This window comes from Nocardia seriolae NBRC 15557, assembly GCF_007990715.1.
Taxonomy (GTDB): domain Bacteria; phylum Actinomycetota; class Actinomycetes; order Mycobacteriales; family Mycobacteriaceae; genus Nocardia; species Nocardia seriolae.
This window is the reverse complement of the sequence record NZ_BJWY01000101.1, coordinates 1-20,982: the sequence shown is the minus strand read 5'-3', so window position 1 is coordinate 20,982 and position 20,982 is coordinate 1. Positions and strand designations below refer to the sequence as shown.

The 20,982-nt window shown below is 68.7% G+C and carries 28 protein-coding genes and 1 pseudogene; 20 read left to right on the top strand and 9 right to left on the bottom strand.

What is annotated here, in order from left to right:
• Position 1 precedes the first annotated feature (1 nt).
• The gene (locus NS2_RS37850) at positions 2–523 is read right to left on the bottom strand and encodes a hypothetical protein (RefSeq protein WP_033089981.1); all 522 of its coding nucleotides are present in this window, start codon (positions 521–523) and stop codon (positions 2–4) included.
• On the opposite strand from NS2_RS37850, the gene NS2_RS38520 reads away from it, so the two are divergent.
• Positions 434–682 (top strand): DUF397 domain-containing protein, encoded by a 249-nt coding sequence (locus tag NS2_RS38520; RefSeq protein ID WP_353526761.1) that lies wholly within the window; start codon positions 434–436, stop codon positions 680–682. The genes NS2_RS37850 and NS2_RS38520 overlap by 90 nt on opposite strands.
• A gap of 111 nt (positions 683–793) precedes the next feature.
• Here NS2_RS38520 and NS2_RS26030 read toward each other — a convergent pair.
• Positions 794–946 (bottom strand): annotated as a pseudogene (locus NS2_RS26030) (transcriptional regulator); the annotation flags it as partial.
• Between the two features lie 143 nt (positions 947–1,089).
• On the opposite strand from NS2_RS26030, the gene NS2_RS26025 reads away from it, so the two are divergent.
• The 9 genes from NS2_RS26025 (at position 1,090) to hisH (ending at position 8,043) form a co-directional block, all read left to right on the top strand.
• A complete protein-coding gene (locus NS2_RS26025; protein WP_033089983.1) occupies positions 1,090–2,136 on the top strand; it encodes an aldo/keto reductase in 1,047 nt (348 codons plus the stop codon).
• 54 nt (positions 2,137–2,190) lie between these two features.
• On the top strand, positions 2,191–2,478 hold the full coding sequence (locus NS2_RS26020) for a putative quinol monooxygenase (RefSeq protein WP_033089984.1): 288 nt from the start codon (positions 2,191–2,193) through the stop codon (positions 2,476–2,478).
• Between the two features lie 123 nt (positions 2,479–2,601).
• Positions 2,602–2,898, top strand: coding sequence for a DUF6412 domain-containing protein (locus NS2_RS26015; protein WP_033089985.1), 297 nt, complete (start codon positions 2,602–2,604; stop codon positions 2,896–2,898).
• 107 nt (positions 2,899–3,005) lie between these two features.
• Positions 3,006–3,782: a membrane protein insertase YidC gene (gene yidC / locus NS2_RS26010; RefSeq protein WP_033089986.1), complete on the top strand. Its 777-nt coding sequence runs from the start codon at positions 3,006–3,008 to the stop codon at positions 3,780–3,782.
• Between the two features lie 13 nt (positions 3,783–3,795).
• Positions 3,796–4,191 (top strand): DsbA family protein, encoded by a 396-nt coding sequence (locus NS2_RS26005; RefSeq protein WP_052086828.1) that lies wholly within the window; start codon positions 3,796–3,798, stop codon positions 4,189–4,191.
• A 99-nt stretch (positions 4,192–4,290) separates the two neighbouring features.
• Entirely contained in the window at positions 4,291–5,628 is a 1,338-nt protein-coding gene (gene hisD / locus NS2_RS26000; RefSeq protein ID WP_036547696.1) for a histidinol dehydrogenase, read from the top strand.
• Between the two features lie 29 nt (positions 5,629–5,657).
• A complete protein-coding gene (locus tag NS2_RS25995) occupies positions 5,658–6,779 on the top strand; it encodes a histidinol-phosphate transaminase (RefSeq protein WP_033090005.1) in 1,122 nt (373 codons plus the stop codon).
• Positions 6,776–7,408: an imidazoleglycerol-phosphate dehydratase HisB gene (hisB, locus tag NS2_RS25990; RefSeq protein ID WP_036547693.1), complete on the top strand. Its 633-nt coding sequence runs from the start codon at positions 6,776–6,778 to the stop codon at positions 7,406–7,408. The genes NS2_RS25995 and hisB overlap by 4 nt, the downstream gene beginning before the upstream one ends.
• Entirely contained in the window at positions 7,405–8,043 is a 639-nt protein-coding gene (gene hisH / locus NS2_RS25985; protein WP_033089989.1) for an imidazole glycerol phosphate synthase subunit HisH, read from the top strand. The genes hisB and hisH overlap by 4 nt, the downstream gene beginning before the upstream one ends.
• A gap of 56 nt (positions 8,044–8,099) precedes the next feature.
• On the opposite strand, the gene NS2_RS25980 is transcribed toward hisH, so the two are convergent.
• Both NS2_RS25980 and NS2_RS25975 read right to left on the bottom strand, forming a co-directional pair.
• The gene (locus NS2_RS25980) at positions 8,100–8,414 is read right to left on the bottom strand and encodes a ubiquitin family protein (RefSeq protein WP_143161372.1); all 315 of its coding nucleotides are present in this window, start codon (positions 8,412–8,414) and stop codon (positions 8,100–8,102) included.
• The gene (locus NS2_RS25975) at positions 8,407–8,727 is read right to left on the bottom strand and encodes a hypothetical protein (protein ID WP_033089990.1); all 321 of its coding nucleotides are present in this window, start codon (positions 8,725–8,727) and stop codon (positions 8,407–8,409) included. Before NS2_RS25975 ends, NS2_RS25980 begins: the two co-directional genes overlap by 8 nt.
• On the opposite strand from NS2_RS25975, the gene NS2_RS25970 reads away from it, so the two are divergent.
• On the top strand, positions 8,726–9,181 hold the full coding sequence (locus NS2_RS25970; RefSeq protein WP_033089991.1) for a MarR family winged helix-turn-helix transcriptional regulator: 456 nt from the start codon (positions 8,726–8,728) through the stop codon (positions 9,179–9,181). The genes NS2_RS25975 and NS2_RS25970 overlap by 2 nt on opposite strands.
• A gap of 6 nt (positions 9,182–9,187) precedes the next feature.
• Here the strand turns inward: NS2_RS25970 and NS2_RS25965 are convergent, their stop codons facing one another.
• Positions 9,188–9,817: an LppP/LprE family lipoprotein gene (locus tag NS2_RS25965; protein WP_052486742.1), complete on the bottom strand. Its 630-nt coding sequence runs from the start codon at positions 9,815–9,817 to the stop codon at positions 9,188–9,190.
• A 164-nt stretch (positions 9,818–9,981) separates the two neighbouring features.
• Between NS2_RS25965 and priA the strand changes: the two genes are divergently transcribed.
• The 4 genes from priA to hisI are packed head-to-tail and all read left to right on the top strand — an operon-like array spanning position 9,982 to position 12,660.
• Entirely contained in the window at positions 9,982–10,713 is a 732-nt protein-coding gene (gene priA, locus NS2_RS25960) for a bifunctional 1-(5-phosphoribosyl)-5-((5-phosphoribosylamino)methylideneamino)imidazole-4-carboxamide isomerase/phosphoribosylanthranilate isomerase PriA (protein WP_033089992.1), read from the top strand.
• Positions 10,714–10,718: 5 nt separating this feature from the next.
• Positions 10,719–11,534 (top strand): inositol monophosphatase family protein, encoded by an 816-nt coding sequence (locus NS2_RS25955; RefSeq protein ID WP_033089993.1) that lies wholly within the window; start codon positions 10,719–10,721, stop codon positions 11,532–11,534.
• Complete coding sequence (gene hisF, locus NS2_RS25950; RefSeq protein ID WP_033089994.1) at positions 11,531–12,304, top strand: imidazole glycerol phosphate synthase subunit HisF; 774 nt, start codon at positions 11,531–11,533, stop codon at positions 12,302–12,304. Before NS2_RS25955 ends, hisF begins: the two co-directional genes overlap by 4 nt.
• A complete protein-coding gene (hisI, locus tag NS2_RS25945) occupies positions 12,301–12,660 on the top strand; it encodes a phosphoribosyl-AMP cyclohydrolase (protein WP_033089995.1) in 360 nt (119 codons plus the stop codon). The genes hisF and hisI overlap by 4 nt, the downstream gene beginning before the upstream one ends.
• On the opposite strand, the gene NS2_RS25940 is transcribed toward hisI, so the two are convergent.
• The 4 genes from NS2_RS25940 to NS2_RS25925 all read right to left on the bottom strand — a co-directional run bounded on the left by NS2_RS25940 (position 12,657) and on the right by NS2_RS25925 (position 14,943).
• Positions 12,657–13,154: a MarR family winged helix-turn-helix transcriptional regulator gene (locus NS2_RS25940; protein WP_045438919.1), complete on the bottom strand. Its 498-nt coding sequence runs from the start codon at positions 13,152–13,154 to the stop codon at positions 12,657–12,659. The two genes, hisI and NS2_RS25940, sit on opposite strands and share 4 nt — an antisense overlap.
• Before the next feature lie 191 nt (positions 13,155–13,345).
• Positions 13,346–13,942: a hypothetical protein gene (locus NS2_RS25935; RefSeq protein ID WP_045438921.1), complete on the bottom strand. Its 597-nt coding sequence runs from the start codon at positions 13,940–13,942 to the stop codon at positions 13,346–13,348.
• Positions 13,943–13,993: 51 nt separating this feature from the next.
• Positions 13,994–14,449: a peroxiredoxin gene (locus tag NS2_RS25930; protein WP_033089996.1), complete on the bottom strand. Its 456-nt coding sequence runs from the start codon at positions 14,447–14,449 to the stop codon at positions 13,994–13,996.
• A gap of 188 nt (positions 14,450–14,637) precedes the next feature.
• Positions 14,638–14,943 (bottom strand): hypothetical protein, encoded by a 306-nt coding sequence (locus NS2_RS25925; RefSeq protein ID WP_033089997.1) that lies wholly within the window; start codon positions 14,941–14,943, stop codon positions 14,638–14,640.
• Positions 14,944–15,141: 198 nt separating this feature from the next.
• Between NS2_RS25925 and NS2_RS25920 the strand changes: the two genes are divergently transcribed.
• The 5 genes from NS2_RS25920 to trpA all read left to right on the top strand — a co-directional run bounded on the left by NS2_RS25920 (position 15,142) and on the right by trpA (position 20,885).
• Positions 15,142–16,707, top strand: coding sequence for an anthranilate synthase component I (locus tag NS2_RS25920; RefSeq protein WP_033089998.1), 1,566 nt, complete (start codon positions 15,142–15,144; stop codon positions 16,705–16,707).
• Positions 16,704–17,825: a TIGR02234 family membrane protein gene (locus NS2_RS25915; protein WP_230464295.1), complete on the top strand. Its 1,122-nt coding sequence runs from the start codon at positions 16,704–16,706 to the stop codon at positions 17,823–17,825. The genes NS2_RS25920 and NS2_RS25915 overlap by 4 nt, the downstream gene beginning before the upstream one ends.
• Before the next feature lie 149 nt (positions 17,826–17,974).
• Positions 17,975–18,793: an indole-3-glycerol phosphate synthase TrpC gene (gene trpC / locus NS2_RS25910; protein WP_033089999.1), complete on the top strand. Its 819-nt coding sequence runs from the start codon at positions 17,975–17,977 to the stop codon at positions 18,791–18,793.
• Positions 18,794–18,801: 8 nt separating this feature from the next.
• Positions 18,802–20,088 carry a tryptophan synthase subunit beta gene (gene trpB, locus NS2_RS25905; RefSeq protein WP_033090000.1) on the top strand — a complete coding sequence of 429 codons (1,287 nt, stop codon included), beginning with the start codon at positions 18,802–18,804 and terminating at the stop codon, positions 20,086–20,088.
• Complete coding sequence (trpA, locus tag NS2_RS25900; RefSeq protein ID WP_033090001.1) at positions 20,085–20,885, top strand: tryptophan synthase subunit alpha; 801 nt, start codon at positions 20,085–20,087, stop codon at positions 20,883–20,885. Before trpB ends, trpA begins: the two co-directional genes overlap by 4 nt.
• Positions 20,886–20,982 lie beyond the last annotated feature (97 nt).

Genomic DNA, 20,982 nt, shown 5'->3' with positions numbered 1-20,982 from the left:
CCTACAGCTCCCGCCACACGATGTCCACCGAGTCCTTATCGAACCGCCACACCTTGCCGTTCTGGTCCTCCCACTTGGCCGCATACACCCGCGCCGGTTTCACGATGACCTTTTCCACTAGCCGGGCCGTGGCCTCGTGCCGCGACCGCGACCCTTTCTTATCCCACGCCTTGCGCAACTCACCCGGCGTCGAACCGATATCGGCCAACACCGCCAACGCCGCCGCACTCCGCAACGAATCCTGTTCGGCCCGAAGCGCTTTCAGGTTCGATTTCAACCCCGCTATGGTGCGGTCGATCACCCGCAAATCGTCGGCGTCGGGCGCACCGGACAGGGCCTCGGTGCGGCGATCGGCCTCTGCGTCCAGATTCCCCGTCGTGGTCTCGATGCGCTGTTGCAGTTCCGCGATGCGCCCGGCGTTGTCGTTGCCGCGATCGAGCCGCGCGAGGATCTCCGGCTTCTCGTACTCGGCGATCACCTGCTGAGCCACGAACATCTCCAACGCGCCCGCGTCCCGGAACACCCGCCCGCACCCACACGGCCGCTTCGCCGAATCCTTGGCCCGGCACCCATACCGGCGCTACGCGACACCAAGGACCGAAGCAAGCCCGCGCATGAGTACACCGCTGCCGAATGGCAAGCGTTCATCCTGGGCGTCAAGTCCGGAGAATTTGACCTCTGACCTCTAGAGATGTCCCGCGTAGACACCGGATCGGCCCCCGTAAAACGGGGGCCGAACCGCGTCCGGGACCAGCACACGCCCGACGCTTGCGGTGGTAGTGCTTAACCAACATGTCACCCCGGCCAGCAGCGCCAGCTCCTCGCGGCGCAGGCCCGGAACCCGGCGGCGCGCACCGTGATCGACCAGGCCCACCTCGTGCGGGCCGAGTCGGGCGCGGCGGGAGCGCAGGAATTCGCCGAGTTCGGCGCGACGGTCCAAAGTCATGACACAAGTAAACAAGCTCGCCGCGAAAACCATCCTGGTCATCCGGTGCCCAGGCAAACCGCGCACTGTTCAGCCGGGTTGCGCCGGACAAAAGTAGTGCTCAGCGCCGCACACGACGGCGAACAAGACATCAGGAGCACACCATGACCTCCCTTCCAACCCGCCGCCTCGGCACCACCGACATGCACCTGAGCCGAATCGGATTCGGTGCGTGGGCGCTCGGCGGCGCGGGCTGGCGCTACGCCTGGGGCGCCCAGGACGACGCCGATTCCGTCGCCACCATCCGCCACGCCCTCGAGTCGGGCGTGAACTGGATCGACACCGCCGCCGTCTACGGGCTCGGCCACTCCGAGGAAGTGGTCGGTAAGGCCATCGCCGGACTCTCGGACGCGGACCGCCCGTTCGTGTTCACCAAGGCCGGACTGGTCTGGGACGAGAACGACCGAACCGCCGCGCCCAAGCGCCTCATGGCCGCCGACAGCGTGCGCCGCGAGGTCGAGGACTCGCTGCGGCGGCTGAATATCGAGCGCATCGACCTCTACCAGGTGCACTGGCCCGACACCGGTGCCTACCTGGAATTCTCGGACCCGGACGGCGTCGAACCCGCGGTCGCCACCCCGCTCGAGGAGTACTGGCAGACCATGGCCGACCTGGTGCGGGCGGGCAAGGTGCGCGCCATCGGGCTGTCCAATCACGATGTGCCGCAATTGGAGATCGCGGAGTCGATTGCCCACGTCGACGCCATCCAGCCGCAGTTCTCGCTGATCAAACGGCAGGCCGCGGAGGAATTGGCCTGGGCCGCCGCGCATCACACCGGCGGCATCATCTATCAGCCCCAGCACTCCGGCCTGCTCACCGGAGCCTTCTCCGCCGAGCGCGTCGCGAACCTGCCGGATGACGACTGGCGCAAGGGATTCCCGGAGTTCACCACCGAACTCGACGGCAATCTGGCGCTGGTGGAGGCGCTGCGCCCGATCGCCGCGGCACACGGCACCGCCGTCGCCGCGGTCGCCATCGCCTGGACCCTGACCTGGCCCGGCGTCACCGGGGCCATCGCGGGCGCCCGGCGGCCCGAACAGGTCGACGGCTGGATCGGCGGCGCCACACTGGAATTGACCCCCGCCGACCTGGACGCCATTGCCGCGGCCCTGCGCACCACCGGCGCGGGCGAGGGCCCGATCGGGCGCTGAGACCAGGCACAATCCGAATAACGCAGAACCACAGACCATTTCGAGGAGCAGACCATGACCCTGCACGTCGTCGCCGAGATCCACGGTGTCGCCGGAGCCGAAGACCGGCTGCGGACCGCGCTGGAAGCCATGATCGAACCGTCGCTGGCCGAACCCGGCTGCGTCAGCTACCAGCCCTTCGCCAATCCGAACGATCCGGCCCACATGGTCGTGGTCGAGGAATGGAAGGACGCGGACGCGCTGGAGCAGCACTTCGCGACCGACCACTTCCGGCGGATCGCCGCGGTGCTGGACGAGATCGTGGCCGAGCCCATGGTCATCCGCCGGCTGGTCGCCGAATAGCCGTTCGCGACACCGATCCTCATGCCCCCGCGGCGAATCCGCGGGGGCACGATCGGGTCCGGGCGCGAGGGTGGCGGGAAACACAGGATGCCCGGGCCCGCGATCTTGGGTAATGTCGGGCGCATGCTCACGCGGATTCGATCGGCGGCGCTGCCCCTGGGCGCGCTCGTGGTCTCCGCGTGGGCCGTGCTGTATCTGGCTGCGGCCACACCCGATTCGCTGCTCGTGCTCGGTGCCGTCGCGCTGGTCGCGGTCATCGCGGCCCTGCTGTCGGCGCGGGGCCCGCTGCTCGTCGCCGTGGCGACCAGCGGTCCGGCGGAATCGGCCGGTCGGCGTCGCCGGGGCGTGTTCCTGCGTCAGAGCAATCCCGACGCGGCGGGCCGCCCGCGCCCGCGCGCACCGGGAGTCCTCGCGGCCTGACCGCGTTCACCCGCCCTTGCGGCCGGGTGCGCTGCCGGGCTCTTCGCGATCGCCGATTCCCTTCGCCCGCGGCATCCGCCCGGGCGCCGCGCAGCGAGGTACTCCCCATGCTCGATTTCATCTACTACCCCGTGTCCGCCGTACTGTGGCTGTGGCACACCGCCTTCGCGTCGATCCTCGGTGCGGGCAGCGGCCCGGCCTGGGTGCTGGCCATCGTCTTCCTGGTCATGACCCTGCGGGCCCTGCTGATTCGCCCGTTCATCGCGCAATTGAAGTTCTCCCGCGCCCTGGCCGAGATGCAGCCGCAGGTCGCGGAGATCAAACGCAAGCACGCGGGCGACCGTGAGAAGCAGGCCCTGGCCCTGCAGGAGTTGCAGAAGGAATCCGGGGTCAATGTGCTGACCGGATTCCTGCCCATCATCGGCCAGACCCTGGTCTTCGTCGGCCTCTACCACGTACTGCGGTCCTTCCAGGCGGGTCACACCGAGAACTACGTCTTCGGTGCCGGCCAGGTGCAGTCCTTCCTGGACGCCAGACTGTTCGGCGCGCACCTGTCGGCCACCCTCTCGGGCGCGGGCGCGTCGGTCACGGCCGTTGCGGCCGTGGCGATCCCGCTCATGATCATCGCGGCGTTGGCGACCCACTTCACCGCCCGCGCCGCCATCGCACGCCAGCCCCAGCCTGCCGAGGGCGCGGCCGGATCGCAGGCCCGCATGATGAACAAGCTGTCGCTGTGGGTGTTTCCGGCCGGAGTCCTGCTGTTCGCTCCGGTCATGCCGGTCGCCATCCTGCTCTACTTCGTCACCCAGAACGCGTGGACCTTCGCGCAGCAGCACCTGATCGCCACGCGCTACGGGCAGGAACGCACCAAGGGCACCGTCTGAAACCAGCAATATCATGGCTAACCATGAATCGCGGCGGCCGAAAAGTCGCCGGGGCGACCGGGAAGCGCGGCATCATCAACCCGGTTTCCGTGGGCGCGGTCATCGTCATCGTCGCTCCTGGCTCGAATTCAGCAGGCGACTGTTCGAGGACCAGCCCGCCGAGAACGGTCCCGGCCTCTCCGACGACCGGCTCGTCCAGATCGCCGCCGCCGGAGTCACCGGTTCCGATATCGCCGACTGCATCCACTCCGGCTGCTACGCAGGCTTCGTCGCCTCGCACAGCCAGAACGCCATCGACGCCGGTCTGACCCATGTTCCGGTCGTGAAAGTCGGCGATACCGTCCTGGAAAACCTCACCCCCGACGGCTTACGCGCGGCAATCGAGCGCGCGACCTCGGCCGCGAAGTAAAGCGCTGGCGGCGACCCGATAGGCTGGTAGCTGGTCGCGAGCGGTTTCGGCCGCGCCGCGAACCCACCGAATCAGCACAGACAAGGACTGCACAGCGCTATGACAAGCCGCATCGAGCTCGCCCGCGTCGATTTGCGCGGACGTACTCCCACTGCTGCCGAACTGCGCGCGGCTCTGCCGCGCGGGGGCGTCGACGTGGACTCGGTGCTGCATCATGTGCGACCGGTCGTGGAGGCGATCCGCGATCGGGGCGTCGAGGCGGCGCAGGAATTCAGCGAGAAGTTCGACGGCGTGCAGCCCGCCTCGGTGCGCGTGCCCGCCGCCGAACTGGACAAGGCTCTCGCCGAGCTGGACCCGGCCGTGCGCACCGCCCTCGAGGTCGCCATCGAGCGCACCCGCAAGGTGCACAACGATCAGCGCCGCACCGACAAGACCACCCAGGTGGTGCCCGGCGGCACGGTGACCGAGCGGTGGCTCCCGGTCGAGCGGGTCGGGCTGTACGTGCCCGGCGGCAATGCCGTCTACCCGTCCTCGGTGGTCATGAATGTGGTTCCGGCGCAGGCCGCGGGCGTGGACTCGCTGGTCGTCGCCTCCCCGCCGCAGGCGCAGTTCGGCGGCCTGCCGCACCCGACCATCCTGGCCGCGGCCAAGCTGCTCGGCGTCGATGAGGTGTGGGCGGTCGGCGGTGCGCAGGCCGTGGCGCTGCTGTCCTACGGCGGCACCGATACCGATGGCGCGCAACGGGAACCGGTCGTCATGATCACCGGCCCGGGCAATCTCTACGTGACCGCCGCCAAGCGGCTGTGCCGCGGGCTGGTCGGCATCGACGCCGAGGCCGGGCCCACCGAGATCGCCATCCTGGCCGACGCCACCGCCGATGCGGTGCACGTGGCCGCCGACCTCATCTCGCAGGCCGAGCACGATGTGCTGGCCGCCAGCGTGCTGGTGACCGACAGTGTCGAGCTCGCCGACGCGGTGGATGCCGCGCTGACCGCGCAGATGGCCGTGGTCAAGCACCACGATCGGGTCGCGGCGGCCTTGTCCGGCAAGCAGTCCGGCACCGTCCTGGTCGACGACATCGCCCAGGGCCTGCGCGTGGTCAACGCCTACGCGGCCGAGCACCTGGAGATCCAGACCGCCGACGCCGCGGGCGTGGCCGCCCAGGTGCGTTCCGCCGGTGCGGTTTTCGTCGGCGCGTGGTCGCCGGTTTCGCTCGGCGACTACTGCGCGGGCTCCAACCACGTGCTGCCGACCGCCGGATGTGCCCGGCACTCTTCGGGTTTGAGCGTGCAGACCTTCCTGCGCGGCATTCACGTCGTCGAGTACTCCGAGGCGGCGCTGAAGGATGTCTCCGGACACGTTGTCGCCCTGGCCAATGCCGAGGACCTGCCCGCGCACGGCCAGGCCGTGCAGGCGCGATTCGGAGAGCTGCGGTGAGCCCTCAGGCCGGCCTGAAAGAAGGCTTTGTGATCGTCCCCGGATCCAATATCTCGCTCGACGATCTGCCGCTGCGGGACAACCTGCGTGGCAAGAGCCCTTACGGCGCACCGCAATTGACCGTGCCCGTGCAGCTCAACACCAACGAGAACCCGCACCCGCCGAGCAAGGCGCTGGTCGACGACGTCGCCGAGTCCGTGCGCGCCGCGGCCGCCGATCTGCACCGCTACCCGGATCGTGACGCGGTCGAACTGCGCACCGATCTGGCCGCCTACCTGACCCGGCAGACCGGCGTCGTGGTGGACGTGGCCAATGTGTGGGCCGCCAACGGCTCCAACGAGATCCTCCAGCAGCTGCTGCAGGCCTTCGGCGGACCCGGCCGCAGCGCACTGGGTTTCGTGCCCTCCTACTCGATGCACCCGATCATCTCCGAGGGCATCGACACCGAGTGGATCGAGGCCAAGCGCAATGGCGACTTCTCCCTCGACATCGACTACGCGGTCATGTCGGTCGGGGAGAAGCGGCCCGACGTCGTCTTCGTGACCAGCCCCAATAACCCGACGGGCCACAGCATTCCGATCGCGGACCTGGAGCGCATCCTCGAGGCCGCGCCCGGCATCGTGGTGGTCGACGAGGCGTACGGCGAGTTCTCCTCCGCGCCCAGTGCGATCAGCCTGATCGACAAGTACCCGGCCAAGCTGGTGGTCAGCCGCACCATGTCCAAGGCGTTCGCCTTCGCGGGCGGCCGCCTCGGCTACCTGGTGGCCGCGCCCGCGGTCATCGACGCCATGCTGCTGGTGCGCCTGCCGTATCACCTGTCCGTGGTCACCCAGGCCGCGGCGCGGGCGGCCCTGCGCCACGCCGACGAAACTCTGGGCAGCGTCCACGAATTGGCCTCCCAGCGCGATCGCGTCATGGCCGCGCTGGCCGAGCTCGGCTACGACGTCATCCCGTCCGACGCCAACTTCGTGCTGTTCGGCCGCTTCGCCGACGCGCCGCGCGCCTGGCAGCACTACCTCGACGAGGGCGTGCTCATCCGCGATGTCGGCCTCCCCGGCTACCTGCGCACCACCATCGGCCTGGCCGCCGAGAACGACGAATTCCTGCGCGTCAGCGCGAAACTGGCGTCCGAGGAGCTGATCGCCCGATGACCACCGACCGTCCCGCCGATCGCATTGCCCGGGTCGAGCGCACCACCCGCGAATCCAGCATCGTGGTGGAGCTCAACCTGGACGGCTCCGGCAAGACCGACATCTCCACCGGCGTCCCGTTCTACGACCACGTGCTGACCGCCTTCGGCCAGCACGGCAGCTTCGACCTCACCGTCCAGGCCAAGGGCGACATCGAGATCGAGGCCCACCACACCGTCGAGGACACCGCCATCGTCATCGGCCAGGCCCTCGGCCAGGCTCTCGGCGACAAGAAGGGCATCCGCCGCTTCGGCGACTGCTTCATCCCCATGGACGAGACCCTCGCCCACGCGGTCGTCGACGTGTCCGGGCGGCCGTACTGCGTGCACACCGGCGAGCCGGATCACATGCTGCACACCATCATGCCGAGCGTCGCGCCCACCGCCTCGTACTCGACCGTGATCAACCGCCACGTCTTCGAGTCCATCGCGCTCAACGCCCGCATCGCCCTGCACGTGCGCGTGCTCTACGGCCGCGACCAGCACCACATCACCGAGGCCGAATACAAGGCCGTCGCACGGGCTCTGCGCGCCGCCGTCGAATACGACCCGCGCGTCACCGGCGTTCCGTCCACGAAGGGCTCGCTGTGACCAAGAAGATCGCCCTGCTGGACTACGGCTCCGGCAACCTGCACTCGGCCAGCCGCGCCCTGGCCCGCACGGGTGCCGACGTCACCATCACCGCCGACCCCCAAATCGCCTTGAACGCGGACGGTCTCGTGGTTCCGGGCGTCGGCGCCTACGCCGCCTGCATGTCCGGCCTGCTGTCGGTGCGCGGCGACCGCATCATCGGCAAGCGCCTCTCCGGCGGCCGCCCGGTCCTGGGCATCTGCGTCGGCATGCAGATGCTCTTCGAACGCGGCGTCGAATTCGGCGTCGAAACCGAGGGCTGCGCCGAATGGCCCGGCACCGTCGAACGCCTGAACGCCCCGATCCTGCCGCACATGGGCTGGAACACGGTGAAGGCCCCCGAGGACAGCGTCCTCTTCGCAGACATGGACGCCGACACCCGCTTCTACTTCGTCCACTCCTACGCCGCCCAACATTGGGCCTGGGAGCCTGACAGCGGCAGCCAGATCGCCCCAGCCAAACTCACCTGGGCCGAGCATGGCGTCCCCTTCCTGGCCGCGGTCGAAAACGGACCTTTGAGCGCTACTCAGTTCCACCCGGAGAAGTCCGGCGACGCGGGTGCCCAGCTCCTGCGTAACTGGATCGACTCGATCTGACCCTCGAACGACGAAACCCCCGCCCAGAGCGGGGGTTTCGCCTCTGCGGTTGTGAGCTATAGGTCGAATCGCGCTCGCAGCGCGACCTTCAACTCTTCGAGGAGCGGTTCGGACAATCGACCCCGCAGCGTGACGAAATTTGTCTTGGGCAGGGGTGTCATCTCATGGACAGCGATAACTTCATCGTCTGGAAGCTTGACCGTGAGCAATTCCAGCGACGAAGGGACTTCGCGTGCCGGGCGGACTCTCGCGCAGAGCAATACCGGTCGCAGGCGGGCTACGGTGTCGGAATCCGCGACAACCACCGAGAACTCTTGCCCCGATACGGTTCGTACCGTCCAGATTTCTCCTTGTGCGGCAGGCTCACTCATCGTACTGAATCAACGTCCCTTCCTCGACGAACGACAGGTCCGGTCCGCCGCGTTCGGCTTCGAACGCGGCGAGCTTGCGTAGATCGTCCTCGAGGATGCGCTGCCGCACGGCCCGCGCGATGTACTCGCTCTGTTTGCCCTCGCCGGCCACCCGCTTCAGGCGAACCGCGACCTCATCCGGCAGCAGCACGGTCAGTTTCGTAGCCATACGGACGATGGTACGTCCGATCTCACGTCCTGTCAGACGTTCGAAGTTGCGGGTGGCGGTGTCGATTGTGGGTGCGCCCAACGAGTGTTGATAGATTTCCTTCATGGACACCGCGCCTGAAGGGGCCTCTGGTCGGCTGCGCGCCCTCCCTACGCGGCTCATCGGCCAGGTGGCGATCCTGGCCAACCGCTGCACCGAAAAGGCCTTGGAGCCCACCGGATCCCGCCGCTACCACTACGCCCTGCTGGCCACCCTCGACGAGCAGGGCCCGCTCAGCCAGGCCGAGGCGGGGCGCCGCACCGGCATCGACCGCAGCGACATCGTCGCCGCAGTCAACGACCTCTCCGATCGTGGCCTGCTGCGCCGCACCCCCGACCCCGCCGACCGCCGCCGCAACACCTTGACCCTCACCCCCGCCGGTCGCGCCCACCTGGCCGACCTCGACGACCGCCTCGAAGCCGCCCAACGCGAACTGCTCCCGGGCTTCACCCCCGCCGAACGCGCCAATTTCGTCCTGACCCTGAACCGCGTCCTCGAATCCCACGCGCGCGAGGGCTGAACCGCCTCAGCACCGGGTGGAGCCGGGCTCGGTCGTCGCGCCGGTGATCCGCGGCGGCCTCCCTGTCGCGACGACTTTCGCTCCGTCCCAACGGTATTGAACGCAGTAGTAGGTGGCGTCCGGGCAGGCGTTGCAGCTACCGGGGATCTTGTAGCGCAAACCCACGCTGTCATCGGTGGCGTGGGTCGGATCCGGGGAGATGAAGGCGTTCCAGGTGGGTTCCGCGGTCCCGATGTACCCGCCGCGGTGGAACAGCAGGACCTGCATCGGGGAACTGCCCGTCGCGCCCTCGACGGTGATCAGGGCGGCCGACAAACCGGAGCAGATTCCATTGATCGTGGGATTCGCGCCCACCGCGGGCAGAGCCCACTTCCACGGCTGGTGCCCTGTGCCGTCCACGGGTGCCAGGGTCGCGGCCGCGTTCCTGATCACCGCCGGATCCGGCTTGCACTCCGCACCCGTGCCCGCGGCCGGGGCGGTGGTCCCGGCCGGGGATTGCGTGGTTGTTCCCGGAGCGCTCGACCGTGTGGCCGTGGCCGTGGTGGATTGCGCCACGGGCGTGCCCGCACTGCCGCAACCCGCGAGCAGGGCGACCGCGCCGAGCGCCGTCAGTACGAGACACGGTTTCCGGAACACTGGTGTCCTTTCGATCGTCGTCGAGCCGGGGCCGCCCCATCCCGCACAGCATGCGCCCGCCGACCGACTCCGGCCACCGATTCGGCCCTACCGGTACGGGAATGGCGAATTGCCCGAATGAGGCCGAGGGCGGGGGAGCGAAGGGTAACCAATAAGATGCTTGCGTGAGTCTTGTGCTGCTACCCGCCGTCGATGTCGCCAATGGTGAGGCCGTGCGCCTCGTGCAGGGGGAGGCGGGCAGTGAAACCGGGTACGGTTCGCCGCGCGACGCCGCGCTGGCTTGGCAACATGCCGGGGCGGAATGGGTGCATCTGGTCGATCTCGACGCCGCGTTCGGCAAGGGCTCCAATTACGAACTGCTGGCCGGGGTCATCGGGGAACTCGATGTGAAGGTCGAGCTGTCGGGCGGGATCCGGGACGACGCGTCGTTGAAGGCGGCGCTGGCCACCGGGTGCGCGCGGGTCAATATCGGGACCGCGGCCATCGAGAACCCGGAGTGGTGCGCCCGGGCCATCGGCGAATACGGCGACAAGATCGCGGTCGGGCTGGATGTGAAGCTCATCGACGGCGAGTGGCGGCTGCGCGGGCGCGGCTGGGTCACCGACGGCGGGGACCTGTGGGAGGTGCTCGAGCGGCTCGAGCGCGACGGCTGCTCGCGCTACGTGGTCACCGACGTCTCCAAGGACGGCACCCTGACCGGGCCGAATCTGGAGCTGCTGAGCCACGTCGCCAATGCCTGTGAGGCTCCGGTCATCGCGTCCGGCGGCATCTCCGTCCTCGACGACCTGCGCGCCATCGCCACCCTCGTCGAAGAGGGCGTGGAGGGCGCGATCATCGGCAAGGCCCTGTACGCGGGGCGGTTCACGCTGCCCGAAGCCCTCGACGCGGTCCGCTAGCGCTGATGGCCGACCTCGCCGAGCTGCTGAGCATCGCCAGTGATGTGCTCGACTCCGCCGCACCGCGTTTCGTGGAGGGCATCGGAGCGCCGAGCGCGGTCGAGAAGGGGCGCAACGACTTCGCCACCGAACTCGACCTGGAGTTGGAACGCACCGTCTCGCGGCGGCTGAGCGAGCGCACCGGAATCCCGGTGCACGGTGAGGAATTCGGCGGCCCGCAGCTGACCTCGGGCACCGCCTGGGTGCTCGATCCCATCGACGGGACCTTCAACTATTCGGCCGGCAGCCCGATGTGCGGCATGCTGCTGGCGCTGGTGCGCGACGGCGTCCCGGTCATCGGCCTGACCTGGCTGCCCGTGCTGGGTCAGCGCTACTCGGCGATCCAGGGCGGTCCGCTGCTGCTGAACGGAAAACCGTTGCCGCCCTTGGCTCCGGTCAAGCTGGCCGGGGCGATGATCGGCTTCGGCAGCTTCAATCTCGATGGGGCGGGCCGGATTCCGGGCATCTTCCGCTTCAATCTGCTGGGCGCGCTGTCGCGGCTGTCGGGACGCCAGCGCATGTACGGCTCCACCGGCATCGACCTGGCCTACACCGCCTCGGGAATTCTGGGCGGGGCCGTGGTGTTCGGACATCATCCCTGGGACAACGCCGCGGGCGTGGCCCTGGTCCGGGCCGCGGGCGGCGTGGTCACCGACCTGCTGGGCCGGGACTGGACCATCGAATCCGGTTCGGTGCTGGCCGCCGCGCCCGGCGTGCACGAGGAACTACTGGACCTGATCGCCGACACCGCCGATCGGGTCCGAGGAGAGGTAGAGCAATGAGTTTGGCAGTGCGAGTGATCCCCTGCCTGGACGTGGACGCGGGCCGGGTGGTCAAGGGCGTCAACTTCGAGAACCTCAGGGACGCGGGCGATCCCGTGGAACTGGCGGCCGCCTACGACGCTCAGGGCGCGGACGAGCTGACCTTCCTCGACGTCACCGCCTCCACCGGCGACCGCGGCACGATGATCGACGTGGTGACCCGCACCGCCGAGCAGATCTTCATCCCGCTCACCGTCGGCGGCGGCGTGCGCACCGTCGAGGACGTGGACCGGCTGCTGCGCGCGGGCGCGGACAAGGTGTCGGTCAACACCGCCGCCATCGCCCGGCCCGAGGTGCTGCGCGAGATGTCGGAGCGCTTCGGCTCGCAGTGCATCGTGCTGTCGGTGGACGCCCGCACCGTGCCCGAGGGACAGGACCCCACGCCGTCCGGCTGGGAGGTCACCACCCACGGCGGCAAGCGCGGCACCGGCATCGACGCGGTCGAATGGGCCGTGCGCGGAGCCGAATTGGGCGTCGGCGAGATCCTGCTCAACTCCATGGACGCCGACGGCACCAAGGCCGGCTTCGACCTGCCCATGATCAAGGCCGTGCGGGCCGCGGTCTCGGTGCCGGTCATCGCCTCCGGTGGCGCGGGCAAGGTCGAGGACTTCGCCCCCGCCGTGCAGGCGGGCGCGGACGCGGTGCTGGCCGCCAGCGTCTTCCACTTCGGCGACCTCACCATCGGTCAGGTCAAGGACGCCATGCGCGCGGAAGGAATCACCGTCCGATGAGCACTCTCGACCCCGCCATCGCCGCGCGCCTCAAGCGCAATGCCGACGGACTCTTCGCCGCCATCGCGCAGGAGAAGTCCACCGGCGACGTGCTCATGATGGCCTGGATGGACGACGAGGCCCTGGCGCGCACCCTCGAAACCCGCAAGGGCACCTACTATTCGCGCTCGCGGCAGCAGTACTGGGTCAAGGGCGAGACCTCCGGCCACACCCAGTACGTGCACGCGGTGCGCCTGGACTGCGACGGCGACACCGTGCTGCTGGTGGTCGACCAGGAGGGCGCGGCCTGCCACACCGGCACGCACACCTGCTTCGACACCGATGTGCTGCTGTCGCAGGGCGATTCGCTGCGTTAACCCGTTTCGTGGGAATTGACTTCCAGGTGCGAGATCGGCCGCCCCGAGCGGCCGAGTCCGCGGGCCATGCCCTTGTCGAGCTGGGCCACCAGCGTCTCGCCGAGTTCCAGCAACTCCTCGGTCTGCTCGGCGTCCAGGCCGTCGAACACCAGGCCGCGCACGCACTCCAGATATCCGGGCGCGGCCTCGGTGACCTTCCGGAATCCGGCGTCGGTGAGCACCGCCTGCGCACCCCGGCGGCCGCTGATGGAGACGCGTTGCGCCCAGCCGAGGCGTTCGAGTTTGGAGATCACGTGCGAGAGCCGCGATAGCGATGCGTTTGCCTTTTGCGCAAGCTCGCTCAGTTGCAACCGGTGACCTGGTTCTTCGGAGAGCAGAGTCATCACGAAGTATTCGAAATGGGTAATCCCGGACTCACGTTGGAGCTGAGTATCCAGCGCGGCGGGCAGTCTGGTCGTGAGCGCGACAAGGGTACGCCAAGCTCGCTGTTCCATAGGATTCAACCACTTGGTCACCGTGCGCGCCCTCTCTTAGCAGCCAAGTGACTTCTCGCGCCGGCCGGTTGGAGAGCCTGCGATACAGCATCGAACGAGTCACTCGCACGTCAAAGTTTGCCACGATTTCGCTCGTCAGTCACGGTGTTGCTGAATGACGTGACATCGATCACGCGTGTTGCGGGGATAAATCAGTTCGCGCCGACTTCTGGAGGATTTGACGGAATTTCGGGCGACACGCGAGGCTTTTCCGGTTCGGTGCGCTGCTTGTCGGCACGATGGCGGCGGAATCGCCTGCGCACCAAGAGAAATGCCACCAGCAGGAACAGCACCGCGGCCACGACCGCCCCCGCCAGGGCGGCCCCGCGGAATCCGGGACCGTCGACATCGAGAATGCGCTGACCGGCGTGTGCGGCATTGGAATCGCCGAGCACGACGGTCAGCGTCATCAAATTCGGGATGGCCACGATGAGGGCGAGAACCGCTGCGGCACCGGCGATAAACCTACCGCCCCGTTTACGCCAGCTGAGGCCCGCGACCAGCAAGAGGAAAAGTGGCACAGCCGTGCACACCGCGCCCATTATCAGGCCGTACCAGATCCCTTTTGCGAAACTCGAACTCACCATTTCGGCGATGCGCTGCGCCCACCATCGCGGAATGAACGCGGCCAGGATGAGATACGCCAGCCACAGCACCACTGCGGCGATGACACCGGCAATGATGCGATTACGCCACGTGACGAAGGTTGAACTCGTGCGCTCGGACTGGTCGGTCGTCGGCGTAGTCATACAGCCAGCGTATGTCCGATTTGTCGGCACGCGAAGTACCGACGCGGTGGGTCAGCGTGAGCGCAGGAACTTCAGCGCCTCGTCGGCGTGCACATTGGCGCGCACCTCGCTCGCGATGACCTTGGCCACGGTCCGGTCCGGATCGATTACGAACGTCGTCCGCTTCACCGGAATCAGCGCCCCGAGCAGACCGCGCTTGACCCCGAACGCATCGGCCACCTTCGCCCCCGCGTCCGACAGCACCGGATACCCCAGCCCCTGCTTCTCCGCGAATCCGGCCTGCACCTCGACGGAATCCGCGCTGATCCCCACGCAGGTGGCCCCGGCGTCCTTGAATTCCGTTGCCAGATCCCGGAAGTGGCACGCCTCCGCCGTGCACACCGGCGTGTTGGCCGCGGGGTAGAAGAACAACACGACCGGCCCGTCCGCCAGCAGCGACTCGAGCGAACGCACGGTCCCCGACTGATCCGGAAGCTCGAAATTCGGCGCAACCTGCCCAACCTTCATGCCCCGTACGATACCCCGAATCCATCGCCCACGAGGTATATGGATTTGCCTGGGGTTCCGGGAGTTTCGGTCGCGGCGGCTTCGGGTGTGACGTTCCGGCCCGCGCGACCTGCGGGTCATCTGTTTGCTTTGGGGTCCGGGGGTGAAACCCCCGGAGCCCCAACCACCCCCGACACGGGGTGTCGAGATCACACGCCGATGAGGGCGGCGACCTCCGGGTTCTTGATCTCCATGACATCGAGGATGCCGTGCGCACGAAGGAACGGCTTGAGTTCCCGGATGCGGTCGGTGTGCTCGGCGTACTCGTCCGGGAAGCTCCGCGGATCCAGCGCTTCCAGGGCCTTCACATACGTGACGAACGAGGCGATGGCGGAGTACTTCCCGCCGGTGTTCATATTCATCATGCGAGGCGGCTGGCCGGGCATCATGCCCGGGCCCAGCTGCGGTGCTGCGTGCCGTGGACCCTCCGGCGCTACCGGTTGCGAGGGGTACATCTGTGTTGAACTCCTCTCGAAAATGGGGATACCGCGTGCGACCTCTCCATCTTGCTGCCGGAGCAGTGACGGCCTCCTGCGTGTGGAGACCGGCGCGAGTGTAGTGATGACCGCTTCAGGTATTCGCCGCAGGTGCCCGCTCGGCTTGGCGGGGAGCGCGATTTAGATCGTGTCGGGCGGGCCTGGAATGATGGGTGAATGCACGGCGCGCATGGTTTGCCTCTGAACGCGGCTATCGACACCACCACCTCCCGGGAGAAGTTCCGGGCGCTCGCGGCCGATCACCGGGTGGTCCCGGTGGTCCGAAAGGTGTTGGCGGACTCCGAGACTCCGCTCTCGGCCTACCGCAAACTGGCCGCTGACCGGCCCGGCACCTTCCTGCTGGAATCCGCCGAGAACGGCCGCTCCTGGTCGCGCTGGTCGTTCATCGGCGCGGGCAGCCCGAGCGCCCTGACCGTCGTCGACGGCCAGGCGGCGTGGCTGGGCCAGACCCCGGCCGACGCGCCGGTGGGCGGTGATCCGCTGGCCGCGCTGCACGAGTCGCTCGAGGTGCTGCGCACCGAACGCCTGCCCGGTCTGCCGCCGCTGACCGGCGGCCTGGTCGGCTACCTCGGCTACGACACCGTCCGCCGCCTCGAGCGCCTGCCGGTGCTGGCCGTCGACGACCTGCGGGTCCCCGAGATGGTCCTGATGCTGGCCACCGATCTGGCCGCCTTCGACCACCACGAGGGCGCGATCACCCTCATCGCCAATGCCGTCAACTGGAACGGCACCGACGAGCGCGTGGACGAGGCCTACGACGACGCGGTGGCCCGCCTGGACCGCATGACCGAGGCCCTGGCCGCCCCGGCCGACTCCACCGTCTCGGTCTTCGACCGCCCCGAGCCCGACTTCCGCCGCCAGCGCACCTCCGAGGAATTCGGCGCGGGCGTGCGCCGCCTGGTCAAGGAGATCGAGGCGGGCGAGGCGTTCCAGGTGGTGCTCTCGCAGCGCTTCGAAATGGACTACAGCGGCACCCCGATCGACCTCTACCGCATGCTGCGGGCCTCCAACCCGAGCCCGTACATGTACCTCATGCACATCCCGGACGGCTCGGGCGGCACCGCGTTCTCGATCGTCGGCTCCAGCCCCGAATCGCTGGTGACGGTGAAGGACGGCATCGCCACCACCCACCCGATCGCGGGCACCCGCTGGCGCGGCAGCACCGAGGAGGACGACATCCTCCTCGAGAAGGACCTGCTCGCGGACGAGAAGGAGAACGCCGAGCACCTCATGCTCGTCGACCTCGGCCGCAACGACCTGGGCCGCGTCTGCGAGCCGGGCACGGTGAAGGTCACCGAGTACCGCCACGTCGAGCGCTACTCGCACGTCATGCACCTGGTCTCCACGGTCTCAGGTCGCTTGAAGCCCGGCAAGGTCGCCCTCGACGCCGTCCAGGCGTGCTTCCCCGCGGGCACCCTCTCCGGCGCTCCCAAGGTCCGCGCCATGGAACTCATCGAGGAACTCGAGCCCACCCGCCGCGGCGTCTACGCGGGCGTCGTCGGCTACCTCGACTTCGCCGGTGACGCCGACACCGCCATCGCCATCCGCACCGCCCTGCTCAAGGACGGCACCGCCTACGTCCAGGCGGGCGCGGGCATCGTCGCCGACTCCCAGCCCGACTACGAGGACACCGAGTCGCGCAACAAGGCCATGGCGGTCCTCAAGGCCATCGCCGCCGCGGAAACCGTTCGGGCCTACCGCCCGAACGGCGCGGACCAATGAGCGACCCGGAACCCGATCGCGCATCGGAGCCCGGCACCGCAGCGGGTGGTGCGACGCGGGGAGACGGTGCGGCACAGGCCGACTCGAAACCCGCGGTGGCGGACGCCGCGAAAGCCGGTGCCGCCGTGCCCGAGTCGGGCGCCGCGGCCGCCGCCGGGGCGATCGGCGACCAGAACGACGCTGCCGCTTCCGAACCCAGCGTGGCTCGAGCCGAAGCCGATCCTGGCCGTGCGGCCCCACCGAGCGCGGTGACCACGGATCCCGGTGCCGCCGATACGGACGGGGCCACCCGTGCGACCGGTGCCGCGAGCACCGCGGAACGTGCGATAGCGGCCGATCTGGCCGAGGCCGAGGCGATGGCTGCGGCCGAGGACGACGACCGGACCGCCGGGGGACGAGCCGGCGAAGGGCGGCGCAGGCCGCTGGCCGCGGTCGGATTGCTCGCGGTGGCGGCCGGACTGCTCTGGGCGTCTTCGCGCATGACCTGGGTGACGCTGCACGTCACCCGCGAGGACATGGGGGTGGGCCGGACGGTTCATCTCAGTGGCAGCACCTGGTTCGGGGCGCTCACGCCGGTGGCCCTGGTACTGCTGGCGACCATCGCGGCGGTGTTCGCCACGCGCGGGTGGGCGCGGCGGTTGGTCGGCGTGGTGGTGGCCGTGCTGGCGGCGGTCGCGGCGGTTCCGGCGTTCTGGCTGTTGCAGCATCGCGGCAATACCGTGGAGCGGGCCGCGCAATTGGCCGAATTGCGCGTCTTCGAGCACGGCGGCGGGGTGGACGTCGCGGTGCTGCCGGAGTGGCTGTCGCTGCTGGGGGCGCTCGCGGCCTTCGTCGCGGGCCTGCTGCTGGTGCGCATGCCCGCGGACTCCGCGCGCATGTCGGGCAAGTACGACAATCCGGCCGCCCGGAAGTCCGCGGCGACCGCGCAGGTTGCCCAACATCACGCCGGTCAACGCGATGCGGAAGCCGGATCACAGACCGCCGCGACCGGCCGGATGTCGGGCCGGGTGCTGTGGGATGCCCTCGACGAGGGGGTGGATCCGACCGATGATGAAACCAATGACCCTGCCGCGCACGATGATCCGGGTAGTGGGGAATCACACGACCAACGTCACTGAGCTGGGTGGGGGAGCGGCAGCGTCGCCGGTTCCTGCCCCGCTGTCAAGCACGGGAACATAGCCATTTACTCTTTATCAGCATCGGTGAGACAGCGCCTGGGGGGATTCTCAGGCAGCAAGTCCGTCTCCCCAGAAAGGATTCGAGCCAGATGACGGTACTCGACTCGATTCTCGACGGGGTCCGCGCGGATGTGGCCGCTCGGGAAGCCCTTCTGGATTTCCAGGCAGTGAAGGCGGCCGCCGCGAAGGCCAAATCCCCGCGTGACGCCAAGGCCGCCCTGCACGCCGAGGGCATCGGCGTGATCGCCGAGGTGAAGCGGGCCAGCCCCTCCAAGGGTGCGCTCGCGGACATCCCGAACCCCGCCGACCTGGCCCGGGCCTACGAGGACGGCGGCGCGCGCATCATCAGCGTGCTGACCGAGCAGCGCCGCTTCGGCGGTTCGCTGGCCGATCTGGACGCCGTCCGCGCCGCGGTCGACATCCCGATCCTGCGCAAGGACTTCATCGTCGGCCCGTACCAGATTCACGAGGCCCGCGCCCACGGCGCGGACGTGATCCTGCTGATCGTGGCCGCCCTGGAACAGGACGTGCTGGCCTCGCTGCTCGACCGCACCGAATCGCTCGGCATGACCGCGCTGGTCGAGGTGCACACCGAGGAGGAGGCCGACCGCGCCCTGCAGGCCGGCGCCAGCGTGATCGGCGTGAACGCCCGCAATCTCAAGACCCTCGAGGTGGATCGGGATGTGTTCGCGCGCATCGCCCCCGGCCTGCCCAGCGAAGTGATCCGGGTGGCCGAGTCCGGCATCCGCGGCACCGCGGACCTGCTGGCCTACGCCGGTGCGGGCGCGGACGCCGTGCTGGTCGGCGAGGGCCTGGGGACCAGTGGCGACCCGCGCGCCGCGGTGGCCGAGCTGGTGACCGCCGGAACTCACCCATCCTGCCCGAAGCCGGTTCGCCGGGGACGGTGAAAGTAGCGATGACTCAGACCGAAAAGCTCTCCGCGAAGAACACTCTCGGCCTGCCGCAGGCCAGCGACGACGTCACCAACAAGAGCCACGAACCCGATCTGGGCGGGCACTTCGGCGTGTACGGCGGCCGCCACGTGCCCGAGGCGCTGATGGCCGTGATCGAAGAGGTCACCGCCGAATACGACAAATGCCGGGTGGATCCCAACTTCCTCGACGAGCTGGACCGCTTGCAGCGCGACTACACCGGGCGTCCCTCGCCGGTGTTCGAGTGCAAGAACCTGGCCCAGCACGCCGGTGGCGCGCGCATCTTCCTGAAGCGGGAAGACCTGAACCACACCGGTTCTCACAAAATCAACAATGTGCTCGGCCAGGTCTTGCTGGCCAAGCGCATGAACAAGACCCGCGTCATCGCCGAGACCGGCGCGGGCCAGCACGGCGTGGCCACCGCCACCGCGTGCGCGCTGCTGGGCATCGAGTGCGTCATCTACATGGGCGCGGTCGACACCGTGCGCCAGCAGTTGAACGTGGCCCGCATGCGCCTGCTCGGGGCCGAAGTCATCAGCGTGACAACGGGTTCGCAGACGCTCAAGGACGCCATCAACGAGGCGCTGCGCGACTGGGTCACCAATGCCGACCGCACCTACTACTGCTTCGGCACCGCCGCGGGCCCGCATCCGTTCCCGCTCATGGTGCGCGACTTCCAGCGCATCATCGGCATGGAGGCACGCCAGCAGATCCAGGCCCACACCGGCCGGCTGCCCGACGCGGTAACCGCCTGTGTCGGTGGCGGTTCCAACGCCATCGGCATCTTCCACGCCTTCATCGACGATCCGGACGTGCGACTGATCGGCTACGAGGCCGCCGGTGACGGCGTCGAAACCGGCCGCCACGCCGCCACTTTCACCGGTGGCACGCCGGGCGCGTTCCAGGGCGCGTACTCGTACCTGCTGCAGGACGAGGACGGGCAGACCATCGAATCCCATTCCATCTCCGCCGGTTTGGACTACCCGGGCGTCGGGCCCGAGCACGCCTACCTCAAGGACATCGGCCGGGCCGAGTACTACCCGATCACCGACACCGAGGCCATGGACGCGCTGCTGCTGCTCAGCCGCACCGAGGGCATCATCCCGGCCATCGAGTCGGCGCACGCGGTCGCGGGCGCGCTGAAGCTCGGCCGCGAGCTGGGCGAGGGCAAGATCATCGTGGTGAACCTGTCCGGCCGCGGTGACAAGGACATGGACACGGCTGCCCAGTGGTTCGGGCTGTTCGACAAGCCCGAGGGGGAAGCCAAGTGAGCCAGCAGTCCCGTCTCGCGAGCACCTTCGCGGCCTGCCGCGAGGAGAACCGCGCGGCCCTGATCGGCTACCTGCCCGCCGGCTACCCGGATGTGCAGGGCTCCATCGACGTCTGCCGCACCATGGTCGAATCCGGTTGCGACATCATCGAAGTCGGCGTCGCCTACTCCGACCCGGTAATGGACGGCCCGACCATCCAGCACGCCACCGAGCAGGCCCTGGCGGGCGGCGTGCGGGTGCGCGACGTGTTCAAGGTCGTGGAGGCCATCTCCCAGGCGGGCGGCAAGGCCGTCGTCATGACCTACTGGAACCCGGTGCTGCAGTACGGCGTCGACACCTTCTCCCGCGATCTCGCCGCGGCCGGTGGCCTGGGCCTGATCACGCCCAACCTGATTCCGGAGGAGGCCGACGACTGGTTCGTGGCGTCCTCCACCCACAACCTGGACCGCATCTTCCTGGTCGCGCCGTCCTCCACCGAGGAGCGTCTGGTCAAGACCCTGGAAGCCAGCAAAGGTTTCGTGTACGCGGCCTCGACCATGGGCGTCACCGGCGCGCGTGACGCGGTCTCGTCCATGGCCCCGGCACTGTGCGCCCGCATCCGCGCCCACTCCGACATTCCGATCGGTGTCGGCCTGGGTGTCCGCAATGGCGCGCAGGCGGCCGAAATCGCCTCCTACGCCGACGGTGTCATCGTGGGCTCGGCCCTGGTGACCGCCGCCGCGCAGGGCCTCGCCGCGGTCCGGACGCTGACCGAGGAACTGGCCCAGGGCGTCCGCTCGACCCCGGTCTCCTCGTAACGGACAGAACCTTCGAAAGGGCCCGTACCGAATTCGGTACGGGCCCTTTCTTTCTATTCGAAACGCGTTCGGCGAATTAGTTCGGAATATCGGGATC

Excerpts from the sequence above, each read along its gene's own strand:
- NS2_RS25930 (WP_033089996.1), bottom strand. The coding sequence starts at position 14,449 with ATGAAGGTTGGGCAGGTTGCGCCGAATTTCGAGCTTCCGGATCAGTCG.
- hisI (WP_033089995.1), top strand. The coding sequence starts at position 12,301 with ATGAGCACTCTCGACCCCGCCATCGCCGCGCGCCTCAAGCGCAATGCC.
- NS2_RS25955 (WP_033089993.1), top strand. The coding sequence starts at position 10,719 with ATGGCCGACCTCGCCGAGCTGCTGAGCATCGCCAGTGATGTGCTCGAC.
- NS2_RS25925 (WP_033089997.1), bottom strand. The coding sequence starts at position 14,943 with ATGTACCCCTCGCAACCGGTAGCGCCGGAGGGTCCACGGCACGCAGCA.
- yidC (WP_033089986.1), top strand. The coding sequence starts at position 3,006 with ATGCTCGATTTCATCTACTACCCCGTGTCCGCCGTACTGTGGCTGTGG.
- NS2_RS25980 (WP_143161372.1), bottom strand. The coding sequence starts at position 8,414 with ATGAGTGAGCCTGCCGCACAAGGAGAAATCTGGACGGTACGAACCGTA.
- NS2_RS26020 (WP_033089984.1), top strand. The coding sequence starts at position 2,191 with ATGACCCTGCACGTCGTCGCCGAGATCCACGGTGTCGCCGGAGCCGAA.
- NS2_RS25975 (WP_033089990.1), bottom strand. The coding sequence starts at position 8,727 with ATGAAGGAAATCTATCAACACTCGTTGGGCGCACCCACAATCGACACC.
- NS2_RS25915 (WP_230464295.1), top strand. The coding sequence starts at position 16,704 with ATGAGCGACCCGGAACCCGATCGCGCATCGGAGCCCGGCACCGCAGCG.
- NS2_RS26015 (WP_033089985.1), top strand. The coding sequence starts at position 2,602 with ATGCTCACGCGGATTCGATCGGCGGCGCTGCCCCTGGGCGCGCTCGTG.
- NS2_RS25970 (WP_033089991.1), top strand. The coding sequence starts at position 8,726 with ATGGACACCGCGCCTGAAGGGGCCTCTGGTCGGCTGCGCGCCCTCCCT.
- hisB (WP_036547693.1), top strand. The coding sequence starts at position 6,776 with ATGACCACCGACCGTCCCGCCGATCGCATTGCCCGGGTCGAGCGCACC.
- hisD (WP_036547696.1), top strand. The coding sequence starts at position 4,291 with ATGACAAGCCGCATCGAGCTCGCCCGCGTCGATTTGCGCGGACGTACT.
- NS2_RS25940 (WP_045438919.1), bottom strand. The coding sequence starts at position 13,154 with ATGGAACAGCGAGCTTGGCGTACCCTTGTCGCGCTCACGACCAGACTG.
- NS2_RS25920 (WP_033089998.1), top strand. The coding sequence starts at position 15,142 with ATGCACGGCGCGCATGGTTTGCCTCTGAACGCGGCTATCGACACCACC.
- trpB (WP_033090000.1), top strand. The coding sequence starts at position 18,802 with ATGACTCAGACCGAAAAGCTCTCCGCGAAGAACACTCTCGGCCTGCCG.
- NS2_RS26005 (WP_052086828.1), top strand. The coding sequence starts at position 3,796 with ATGGCTAACCATGAATCGCGGCGGCCGAAAAGTCGCCGGGGCGACCGG.
- NS2_RS25935 (WP_045438921.1), bottom strand. The coding sequence starts at position 13,942 with ATGACTACGCCGACGACCGACCAGTCCGAGCGCACGAGTTCAACCTTC.
- NS2_RS26025 (WP_033089983.1), top strand. The coding sequence starts at position 1,090 with ATGACCTCCCTTCCAACCCGCCGCCTCGGCACCACCGACATGCACCTG.
- hisF (WP_033089994.1), top strand. The coding sequence starts at position 11,531 with ATGAGTTTGGCAGTGCGAGTGATCCCCTGCCTGGACGTGGACGCGGGC.
- trpC (WP_033089999.1), top strand. The coding sequence starts at position 17,975 with ATGACGGTACTCGACTCGATTCTCGACGGGGTCCGCGCGGATGTGGCC.